General features: G+C 35.4%; 12 protein-coding genes. 4 read left to right on the top strand and 8 right to left on the bottom strand.

The genetic code is table 11. From position 1 onward, the window contains the following. Positions 1–128 precede the first annotated feature (128 nt). Positions 129–1085, bottom strand: coding sequence for a polysaccharide deacetylase family protein (locus J7J10_02465; GenBank protein MCD6129797.1), 957 nt, complete (start codon positions 1083–1085; stop codon positions 129–131). Between the two features lie 58 nt (positions 1086–1143). Beyond that, positions 1144–2052, bottom strand: a complete 909-nt coding sequence (locus tag J7J10_02460) for a glucosaminidase domain-containing protein (GenBank protein ID MCD6129796.1) — start codon at positions 2050–2052, stop codon at positions 1144–1146. A 126-nt stretch (positions 2053–2178) separates the two neighbouring features. Between J7J10_02460 and J7J10_02455 the strand changes: the two genes are divergently transcribed. Further along, positions 2179–4056, top strand: a complete 1878-nt coding sequence (locus J7J10_02455) for a DUF3857 domain-containing protein (protein MCD6129795.1) — start codon at positions 2179–2181, stop codon at positions 4054–4056. Position 4057: 1 nt separating this feature from the next. Here J7J10_02455 and J7J10_02450 read toward each other — a convergent pair whose 3' ends face one another. Both J7J10_02450 and J7J10_02445 read right to left on the bottom strand, forming a co-directional pair. Next, positions 4058–4810, bottom strand: coding sequence for a DUF3108 domain-containing protein (locus tag J7J10_02450; protein MCD6129794.1), 753 nt, complete (start codon positions 4808–4810; stop codon positions 4058–4060). A gap of 264 nt (positions 4811–5074) precedes the next feature. Continuing rightward, positions 5075–5563, bottom strand: a complete 489-nt coding sequence (locus J7J10_02445; protein MCD6129793.1) for a hypothetical protein — start codon at positions 5561–5563, stop codon at positions 5075–5077. 273 nt (positions 5564–5836) lie between these two features. On the opposite strand from J7J10_02445, the gene J7J10_02440 reads away from it, so the two are divergent. From J7J10_02440 to J7J10_02430, 3 genes are all read left to right on the top strand, one after another. Continuing rightward, positions 5837–6091: an AbrB/MazE/SpoVT family DNA-binding domain-containing protein gene (locus tag J7J10_02440; GenBank protein ID MCD6129792.1), complete on the top strand. Its 255-nt coding sequence runs from the start codon at positions 5837–5839 to the stop codon at positions 6089–6091. Next, positions 6081–6284: a hypothetical protein gene (locus J7J10_02435; protein MCD6129791.1), complete on the top strand. Its 204-nt coding sequence runs from the start codon at positions 6081–6083 to the stop codon at positions 6282–6284. The genes J7J10_02440 and J7J10_02435 overlap by 11 nt, the downstream gene beginning before the upstream one ends. A 73-nt stretch (positions 6285–6357) precedes the next feature. Then, positions 6358–7605, top strand: a complete 1248-nt coding sequence (locus J7J10_02430; GenBank protein MCD6129790.1) for a DUF1598 domain-containing protein — start codon at positions 6358–6360, stop codon at positions 7603–7605. 149 nt (positions 7606–7754) lie between these two features. Here J7J10_02430 and J7J10_02425 read toward each other — a convergent pair whose 3' ends face one another. The 4 genes from J7J10_02425 to J7J10_02410 are packed head-to-tail and all read right to left on the bottom strand — an operon-like array spanning position 7755 to position 10374. Then, entirely contained in the window at positions 7755–8438 is a 684-nt protein-coding gene (locus J7J10_02425; GenBank protein MCD6129789.1) for a phosphoribosylanthranilate isomerase, read from the bottom strand. Further along, positions 8420–9106, bottom strand: a complete 687-nt coding sequence (locus J7J10_02420) for an indole-3-glycerol-phosphate synthase (protein MCD6129788.1) — start codon at positions 9104–9106, stop codon at positions 8420–8422. The genes J7J10_02425 and J7J10_02420 overlap by 19 nt, the downstream gene beginning before the upstream one ends. Continuing rightward, positions 9103–10122: an anthranilate phosphoribosyltransferase gene (trpD, locus tag J7J10_02415; GenBank protein ID MCD6129787.1), complete on the bottom strand. Its 1020-nt coding sequence runs from the start codon at positions 10120–10122 to the stop codon at positions 9103–9105. Before trpD ends, J7J10_02420 begins: the two co-directional genes overlap by 4 nt. Positions 10123–10131: 9 nt before the next feature. After that, on the bottom strand, positions 10132–10374 hold the full coding sequence (locus tag J7J10_02410; protein ID MCD6129786.1) for an Lrp/AsnC ligand binding domain-containing protein: 243 nt from the start codon (positions 10372–10374) through the stop codon (positions 10132–10134). Positions 10375–10662: the final 288 nt, after the last annotated feature.

The raw sequence follows: 10662 nt of genomic DNA, 5'->3' as shown, positions 1-10662 counted from the left end.
TCTGGATTCCCGCCCCCGATCAGGTCGAGGGCATGCTTTCACGGGAATGACAGAGGAAAAGGTAATCCTGAGGCAAAAAAGAAGAATATTAGCCTCTGGATTACCTCGGGATTGGGCATCCACTATAACTATTTTCTAATTATCATCCAGAAATTAACGGCTTCTTCGCCTGTATTCTTATCATAGGCAGCAACGCCTATCCTGTTGATTTTTCTCTTTAGTTTGTAGTTATTTTTTATATAAACCTGCCCTTCCTTGTCCAATTTAGCCTTATGCCAGCCTGTTTCGCTGACATAGATTCTTATGTTTTTGTAATTATCTGGATATTTTAGCCTCGCTCCAATAATACTGATTCTATTCTTTAAAATTCCTATATCGGGAAAATGTTTGGTTACTGGCAAATTAATATGATTTAGAACCTTTTTAAAATGTGACATTGTTGACCAGCTTTTTCCCAGGATGGGCTCTCTTGGAATTAAATCTAAAGGTGTATTTTCATCTACTGCACCGGGGTCTTGAGTTAACAAGGTTTTAAATCCTATCTTTAATGCTTCTTCTATCAAAATTTTGTTATATTCACCATAAGGAATAGCAAAGATTCCTGGTTTGTATCCTAACCTGTTTTGGAATATGTCTATGCTTTTTTGCAAATCATTTCTTATCCATTTTCTGTATGTCTTTTCATTCATATTTGAAGGGATAAAAGCCATATGATGGTGCGCATTACTATGTGACTGAAAATCCGCACCCCAGTTCCTCATTGTCCCTATCTCATTCCAACTCATATAGGCAGGATACCCTTTTTCTATGGCTTCAGTGGGCAAGAATACGGTAAATGGATACCTGTAAGCCCTTAAGATTGGGAAAGCATTCGTATAGACACTTTTATAACCATCGTCTATGGTAATTACTACTCCATTTTCTGGTAATGTTTTGTGATTTTCTAACAAACTGACCAATTTTTTTAAGTGGATAATCTGATAATTGTGGGTTTTTAGATATTTCATTTGATGTTTAAATTTTTCTACGCTTACATTTGTCGAAGGAGTACGAGGATCACCGATTTTGTGGTAAATAAGAACCACAACATTTCCTGCAAATGCAAATTTACAGCAAAAAACAATTGTCAATATACAAATAAATCTAATTAAATAAATTGGCATATGATGCTGATTTATCTATAGCATATTGCTTATTCAATCTTCTGCTTAAGGCTTTGACATCCTTGATATATAGCTGTCCCCTCTTAGAATATTTTGATAGGTAATTTGCAAGCTCTATTGCATCCTTAGTCTTTACCCTCGCCTCTCTAAAATCTCTATATGCCCAGCCTACATTTAGATTATATATATAAGCCCTTACAGAATCTAAAATAGAAGGATATCTTGCCACTTTGTGGTTATCTTCAAGCTTAGATTTTTTAGGTTTGATACCCCTATGTTTGTAGGTCCACATACCAAACAGATTGTTGCCTTGAATAGCAAATCTTGATCTTCCCCAATTTGATTCTATTGCTCCTTGAGCAAGAATGAGATTCAGCGGGACTTCATCTATCCTTTTCAGAAGTTCCGAAGAGTCGTTAGAACGATATTTCTTTACAATAACCCTTAAAAAAACCCTGTCATTTTTGTCCATGGAGTCTAAATTGACATCTACGATTTTCTGGTTATTCATCTTCTTAAGAATATTTATCAGAGTGTTCCTTTCTTTTCTTACTTCTGATAGCGCAACCATAGCGGCAGGTGTAAGAATGCGTATAAAAAATTTTTCCCTTAACTCAACATCATCTATGCTGCTAATATCTTTCGGAACTCTTTTGATTATTATAAAAGGTTTCTGTTTATGAATATTGTTCAACATGTTGTATTTTTCCAGGGTGTTCGTCAACTCCTGAGTGGAACTAACATTAATGGTCTTAGCTTGAGTACTTTGCAAGTTGAAGCAATCGCTATATTTACATACCAAACATGTCATAAATACAATTACGATAAACATCCCTATTAAAATGCTTTTCCTGATATTTGAAAAATTCTTAGTCTCTTTACTTTCCATAAGGCTGACATGTATATCATAAACCTTTTATATAGTAAAGCAAGAAACCATTTACAGACAAACGAATCAATTTTTCCATTTCTATCCTTTAAAATATTTGAAATCAATGATATATATAGAAGTCATATGAGAAAATTATCAATTCTATTTTTAAGTTTCATACTGATAGTTCTTCTGCTAAATTTGGCACAGGCTCAAACTACATCTAAGGGTGCGATTATCTTATTGGATGAGTGGAGAAGTTCTTTTGATAGTCAAGGCAAAGAAAAGCAGTATGTGCATATACGTATTAAAATCTTAAATCGCAAGGGTATTCAAGAGTTTGGAGAAGTGGTGATTCCATTCTCCACCGAGTTTGAGAGATTAAAGGTTCTTCATGCTTTTACATTGCTTCCCAACGGTATCAAGATAAAACCTAACTCAAAAGCTTACAATATTGTTTCTCCTCCTTTTGTGAAGAATGCCCCCATTTATTCAGATTTGAAATATCAGACCATCTCTATGCCTGCTCTCTGCCCAGAGGTAATCATTGATTACGCCTATGAAATAAAAACTATAAAACCTTATATGAAGGGGAATTTCTGGTCAAGTAATCTATTTCAACAGTATTATCCGGTAAAAAGAGCTGTCTATCGGCTGGAATTCCCTGCCGATAAGTCCCCTAAGATAAGAACAAAAAATCTCATCGCTGCTCCTGTAATTGAAGAAAAAAAGGGAAGAAAAATCTACACCTGGGAACTAAGAAATCTGCCTGCTATAGACAAAGAATGTAGCGCTCCGCCATTAGGGGAAATTGCAGCTCATATTGCTGTCTCCAGCATTTCTGATTGGAATAAAGTAGCCTCCTGGTATACGAAATTGGCTAATGGGGCAATGCAGCCAGATGAAGCCATTGAGAAAAAAGCACGGGAGCTGACAACAGGATTAAATAATTCATGGCAAAAGGTAGAGGCGATCTACAACTATGTTGCTACCAATATTCGCTATGTAGGCGTTGAGTTTGGTATCAGTGGGTACAAGCCTCATCCTGCCGCTCAAACTTTTCGCTTAAGATACGGTGATTGTAAAGACCATTCTACCTTATTGATCAGTATGCTAAGGGCGGTGGAAATTGACGCTTATCCAGTACTCATTCCTACTTCAAGTGTATCTCCTCTGGATACAGGTCTCCCCACGCCGGGAGCATTCAACCACGAAATTGCAGCAGTGCATCTAAATGGCAAGTTTATTTTCTTAGATAGCACAGCCGAAACAGCTTCCTGCGGCATGCTTCCTCCTTCGGACCAGGGAAGAAAAGTGCTAATTATTGATGGGGAAAAAGCCATTTTAGCAAAAACCCCTGTTTTTCCTTCCAGTTTTAATCAGGAAAATTATCGGGGAGATTTTAAGATCACCGGAAATGGTGCATTAGAGGGTCAGGTAAAGTTCGGCTATAGCGGTGTTTATGCCATGTTTGAAAGACATAGGTTTTTATATGCTACAGAAAGAGAAAAAAGACAGTCCTTGGAAGCTAAAGCCTCAGAGATTAGTCCTGGAACAAGCATAGACGATATTCACATCTCTGACTTTCACGATTTAAACCAATCTGAAGTAATTAGCTCTTTTCATTTAAAAGACAACCAATTTGCTACTAAGACTGCTCATATGCTCTTATTCCATCCACCTGTAGTTATATATACCCGTTTGTCTCAACAAGTAGCTGCCAAAAAACACAAATATTCTTATCGCATTGGTTATAGAATGGAAAAACATGCTCACGTTGTCATTACATTGCCTGATGGCTATGTGTCTTTTTTTATACCGGAGAATTATACTTATGAAAATAAAATAGGGAATTTTTGTATTCGTTGGCGAAAGGAAGGAGAAAAGATTATCTACGCAAGCGTTCTTTCGTTGAAACAAGCCGAGATATCATCCCAAGACTACCCATCTTTAAGAATGTTGTTTAACAACGCAGTCAAAGCTACAAAAAATCAGATAATAATTCTAAAACAAAAACGGTAAACTATTCATCTTTAGTTTCCATAATAAGTTTTTTTAGATTGCATTCTATAGTTCCCATTCCAAACTTGTATTCCATTTTAACTGGTATTTTCAAATCATTTATCCAGGCGTGAACCTCTTCCACCTTTTTACTTGCGTCTACTTTACCGTTTTTCATTCTGGACATTTTCGTTTCTATCCTTGTTTTTCCTCCAGCTTTAAAAGATATTATTTCAACTTTATGAACATTGTCGCTAATGACGACATACTTGCTGTATCTTTTATTGAGTTGAAAGCCAGTATGCATAAAAAAGACATACAAAGACATAGGGGAAAATATAGATTTTTTCCAGGTTACCGTTTCATCTTCTTTTTTAATTTTGGAGGCTTTAATCTTGGTTGTGTTAACTATTGCTTTATTTTTATCAACATATTTTATATATACAATCTTTGATTTGTGAGGCAGTTTTCTTATATAGACACAGTTCAACGGCTGCAGTGTGTTTATATCTACATTGCCGTAGGTATGCCCTTCTGCTTTATAAAAAAGACTTATAATTTTAGTAGTTTTACCCTGAAAATCCATTTTGTATTGCTTTCCATATTTCTTTCCTTTAAGAATACCAGTTGCAACTGTTATTCCATTACGGAACTTGAATTTATAATAAGCTTCAAAATCTGGTAAATACTTACAATCTCCTGCATAAGATACATTAAACTGCATAAATGCAAAGAAAAACACAAAAAACAAAATATTTTTTATTTGTAGCTGCATTTTAAAAATCTCCTTATAATTTTTACTATCTTTAAAAACCTTCTCCGCCGGTCATAAGCATCTGCAATAGAGACGGATAGTACAAAAGTATACTATGAGTAATATTTCTATACTGCAAAGTTTTTTGCTCCTCCCCCAAAACTCCGCCTTCTTCAATAATTTTTATGCGGCGTTCTTTTGGTAATACCCCTGCCCATCGGTGATACACTAAATAATTGATGGATTTGATTTATTCTCATCTAAAAAGATATAAATCTTCTTTTTTCATTTTTTCCTATCAAAAAATGGATTTTTTCCTGAGATACTCAATGGTATTCCATAAGCTACCCTGACATCTTCTCCCAGGATTCTTAGATTAACTGCAGCCAAACCAATACTCAGCATTATTCTGTTATCTATCTTTAACCGAGAAGCTGTAGATACGGCTGAACCAATGGCTATGCCCAAATCAATGCAAGGGTCAATATATTCATTATCTAAAAACAGCGGAGGATGGGTTTTCAATGATGTTCCTATCAAAACTACAATTTTATCATTTATATTCTCCCCATCTCTTAATAAAAAATGTAGCTTTTTCTCCTCTCCTATCTTTCTCATCTCTTTTTGTAATTTCTTAAGCTCTTCATCATAAATTATAGCGGTTACAATTTTATCTTCTCCATAAGACTTTGGTGCAGTTCTTGCGGCAATACATATCTCCTCTGCCGATTTAATTAAAACTTCTTTTTCTGTTTCAGGATTTAACTTAAGCATAATTACCTCCTATATAACTTGTAAATTCATTTTTAACAGAAAACACAATAGAATCAACTAAAAAATTATACCCAGCAGAATTCCCGCTAAGCACAGTTTCTACAAAAGGGGATTTTCTTCAGTGGTGGCGATTCTTCTTTAGATATAAGAGAGATTATCTCTGCAATAGCTGTTTTTAATGCTTCTGGTAGAGACGGTTAACATAATAGCTATTCTGCCATAAAATTTAGTTGTGAGAATCCGGAAGGGAGAAATTATGACAAACAATATGTGGTGCAAATTCGCAAAAAAGGGCAGATAACTTTGCCTAAGGATATAAGAAAAGTATTTGACTTAGAAGAAGGAGAAGAAGTTGTGCTTATACCAGTAGGTGAGTCTATTATTTTTACAAAAAGGCAGTTCGCTATAGAAGAAATAAGAAAGAAAGTAAACAGGCTTTTAAAATCTGCCGGTATAAGTCCGGAAGAGCTTCTAAAGACATTAAAGGAAGGAAGAAAAGTTTTCTCAAAGGAACTTTATGGGGAATAATCCTTCGCAAAGGCTGAAATTTTTTATAGATTCTAATGTAATTTTATCCAGTCTTATTTCTTCAAAAGAAAGTCCTCGCTTGCTTATAGATATTGCCACTTCTAATCTTTCGTTCATAGAATTTATGACTGGCAAATATAACCTGATAGAAATAGAGAGAAACATAAATAAAAAATTTGCTTGTTTATCTTGAAAAAAGGATTTTTCTAATTACTTTTTTTAACAAGCAGTTGCACTTATTACTTGAAATTAGGGGAGATTTTAAAATGGCTAATAATAATAGATTACTAAAAATAGTCAGAGTGGGTCTAATAATAACCTTTTTTTTAATCGTATTTTATCCACAGAAGGGGCTTGCTGGAGGGCGAGCTGTTTCTCTTAAAGTTTTACAACAAAAAGTTAAGAGTTGTGTGACTCACCAAGATTGCCCTGAGAATATTGTTGAGCTTTGCGGATTAAAAGAGATAAATGGGTTTGCTATAGATGAAAAAATTGGAGACATTATTCTTGTCGGAAAAGTTGATTTTACTTCTCCTCCACTTTATCTGGAAGATTTTGTTATTTCTCTTAGGAATGCTCAGGGGAAATATAGCCCTTATTCACCTCCTGGTTGTTCTATTGATCCTACTCCTGAAACATTAAAGCAACTTCAGTGGATTAGAAAAAAAGTTGCCAATTATTCTACAAGAGAAACAGAAAGATTTCTTGAACAATGGCACACTATCTGTATCCAACCCGAACAAGTACGGGTTATTGGTATTCCATTTGATACTCATTTTGCTAAGGTAATGGTAAAAGCCGACTACTATATGAAGAGAGTGGTAGATAATTCTGCTCTTTTAGGAATTGAGGGGTTTGAAGACCTTAGTGATATGACCTTAAATAAAGTTAAAGGGGATTGTATTCGGGGTCAACCTGTTTCTTTATCTCCTTCACTTAATAGATTCTGGTTTTTCCCTGGCAATGTTTTATATGTAAAAAACAAGGGAATAGTAATTATCAAACAATGTCAGATAAGACTTTTAACTGAAGAAGAATTTCTTGCCAAGACAGGAGAGGTGACGAGTACTGGTTATCCTGACCCATTAGCTAAAAGATTTGCAGAGAATTTCACTGCAAAATATAAACAGATAGCAGAGGAAAAACCAATTTATGTTGAGCTTGAATCTCTCTTTAGGTTTATTGCTCTGGCCAGAGCAATAAATCACGAAAATGCCATCTCAAAAACAGGAATTAACCTCCATTATTTGTTAAATCAATATCCTATAACAGAAACTTATGTTGGTCGCACTCTCCCCGGTATTTCTCATGTCAAGAGTTGCGAGATCAGCCATGGTTCACATGGAAGCTGCTCTATAGGTAAACTATGGCTTCCAAGTTGTGGTGGAGTCTCTATGGATATCAAAATCACTAAAGATAATTTTGCGCCAGACAAAACAGGAGAAATCCTTGAGATTAAAAAAACAATTATAAGGGGAAAGCCATCCCCGAATGCATTGTATTGGGATTTTTGAGTTTTCACCTGTTTTCTGTAAACTACTTTATTCATAACGTTAGTTAACTTTGCGCTATCTTTTAGCAATCCTGATAAGCACTAAAAAGATCCATTTTAAGGCAGATTTCCTGCAAAAACAAAAAATGTATGTTCTCAGTAAAAATACTTTTACGTTCTCCTTAGGATTTTCACTAGCTCTTCAACCTTTTCTTTGTCTTTCTTTCCTTTTTCTTTTTCCACACCAGTTATCACATCTATGGCAAATGGTTTTACATATTCTATATATTTTTTAACATTAGATGGATTTATTCCCCCCGCTATGATCAATGGGATGTTTATATTTTCCCTTATTTTTCTTAAAAGTTTGAAGCTCAAAGATATGCCTGTGCCACCCGGTTTCTCTTCTGTGAAAGCATCAACAAGCAAAGCATCAATGCCGGTTGAAGCATATGCCTTTGAAGCAGCAATGAATTCCTTTGTTTCGGAATCTGTCTCATTAATGTTAGTATTAATCCTCAAAACCTGAATAGTTTTTATTCCTTCTTTTTTGGTAACATCAACAAGTTCTTTTGTTTCATCAGGATTTTTTCTCCAGTGGATTTGAACGCAATCAGGCTTTAAAAGTCTCACCAGAGCAATAATTTTCTTATTTTCTCCACCTGTCACCAGAACTGAGGTTACAAATGGCGGGACAAGAGACAAAAGCTTTTTTGCATAAAGCCCATTGATGTTCCAGGGCACATCTATTGGATATTCAACTACAAATCCTAAAGCATCAACCCCCGCTTGAGCACAAATTTTTATATCTTCTTCGTTTGTTATGCCGCAGACCTTCAATCGGACATAAGCCACTTTATCTTTTCTCCTATATTTTCTGATTTGAGGATCGCCGTCCCTATAAGAACAGCATCTACAAAAGACATTACTCTTTTTACATCCTCTTTTGTTTTTACACCGCTTTCGCTTATGATGGGAAGCTTGCCTTTTATCTTTTTAGCAATCTTCTCTGTAGTTGATACATTTCCATCGTCCATCTCAAGTCTTAATATATCCCTGTTGTTTATGCCCAAAATATCAACATCTAAATCTTTTACCTTGTTTAATTCATCCTCTGTGTGAATCTCTACCAAAACCTCCATTTCTAACCTATGTGAGTAACCAATGAGTTCTTTTAGAAGATTTATCGGTGTTTTTGCTACTATCAAAAGATTGATATCAGCACCAGCTTGTTTTGATTCATCAAGCTGTCTCTTTGATGTGATAAAATCCTTTCTTAAAATAGGGAGAGAAACACTTTGCCTCACCTTTTTTAATATATCCAGACTTCCATGAAAATATTTTCCTTCCGTCACAACAGATATACCAACCGCACCTGCAGACTCCATTTCTTTTGCAAGCTTCATCACATCTCTTTTTCCAACAAGCTCTCCTTCCTTTTGGGAATAAACTTTTATCTCACTTATAACGGGATTTTTGCCTTTTGCTTTTTTGTTTAATATAGCTTTTTTCAAAGAAATCATATTTGATTGCTTTCTCTTACAAACTCCTCTAATTTTTTATATGCAAGTCCTCTTTCTATAACCTCTCTCGCCATCTTTATACCATCTGTGAGATTTTTTGCTTTTCCTCCAGCCACAAATGATGCACCGGCATTTAGAATGAGCATATTCTTTGGTGCTCCTTTTTCTTCATTCTTGAATATCTTTGTTATTAAATCTGCGTTGTGCTTTGCATCTCCACCTTCTACATCCTCAAACGAACACCTTTCAAGTCCAAAGTCCTCAGGCTTAATCTCGTATTTTTCTATTTTATCTCCTTTTACTTCTGCTACTAATGTTTTGCCCAATAATGAAATTTCATCCACACCGTCCAAACCGTGAACCACGAAAGCATGAATGAAATCAAGTTTTACCAAAACCTTTGCCACCATCATTACTAAATCTGGTCTATATACACCCAGAACATGAGCCTTTGCATCAGCAGGGTTTATTAGAGGGCCAGTTATGGTAAAAAATATTGTTTTTATGCCCAATTCCTGCTCAGGACCCCATACCTTTCCCATCACAGGATGACAGATACCAGCATTCAAGAAACCTATACCGATTTTTTCTATCAATTTTGCTACCTTTTCCGGCGGCAAGCCCACATTAACACCCAGTGTCTCCAATACATCTGCGCTTCCCGATGAGGATGAAATGGAACGACTGCCATGTTTTGCAACAGGTATTCCGCCTGCCGCGGCAACAATTGCATTCGCGGTAGAAATATTAAATGTTCTTAATCCCCCACCTGTTCCACAAGTATCAATCAATCTCCCCTTCACCTTTGGTCTTATGCCAATGCATATATCTCTCATTGCCCTTGCGATAGCGGCAACTTCTGTGATAGAAGGACCTTTCATTAAAAATCCCACTAAAAATCCACCGATCTGTGTTGGAGTGAGCCTGTCTTTGTCAAGTTCTATTATTAAATTATATGTTTCGCTAAAGGTTAAATCTTTGTTTTCTGTTATCTTTTTGAATATAGTCTTTATCATTTTAACCTCCTAAAATTTATAAGCCTTAAATGCCATCAATGTCTGGGTGCTTTTTATACCATCAATCTTCTGGAGTTTATCGGGTATAATTTCATTGAAAGCCTCATATTCGTTTACCTGAACCTTTGCCATAAGGTCATAAGGTCCTGCGATAGAATAAACTTCAACCACTTCCTCTAACTGAGATATTTCCTCTGCCACATTGTGGATTTTTCCTTTTTCTACATTAATTAAAATCAAAGCTGTAAGCATTTCACACCTCCTAAGCGTTTGGACATATTATAAATATTTAGATATAAAAATAAAAGTAGCGTAGTTAGATAATAAAATATTAAAGATACGAGTTATTGTCAAATCTCACAGTATCCGACACCAAAGTAAACCAAGTTTTTACCGTTGATAAAATTAATTTTATTTAATTTCTATACGCTTTTTATTACAATCCAGAGTTGCAAGCAAACAACTTTGTTGTTTGTCTTGACAAACGCTTTCAGCGTTTGCAAGCAAAGCGAAGCTTTGTCTTGACAACTGCCTCTGGCA

Source organism: Deltaproteobacteria bacterium, from assembly GCA_021159305.1.
Lineage (GTDB): Bacteria > Campylobacterota_A > Desulfurellia > JAGGSF01 > JAGGSF01 > JAGGSF01.
Note: the sequence above shows the minus strand (reverse complement) of the source record. Positions and strands in the feature narration are given on the sequence as shown.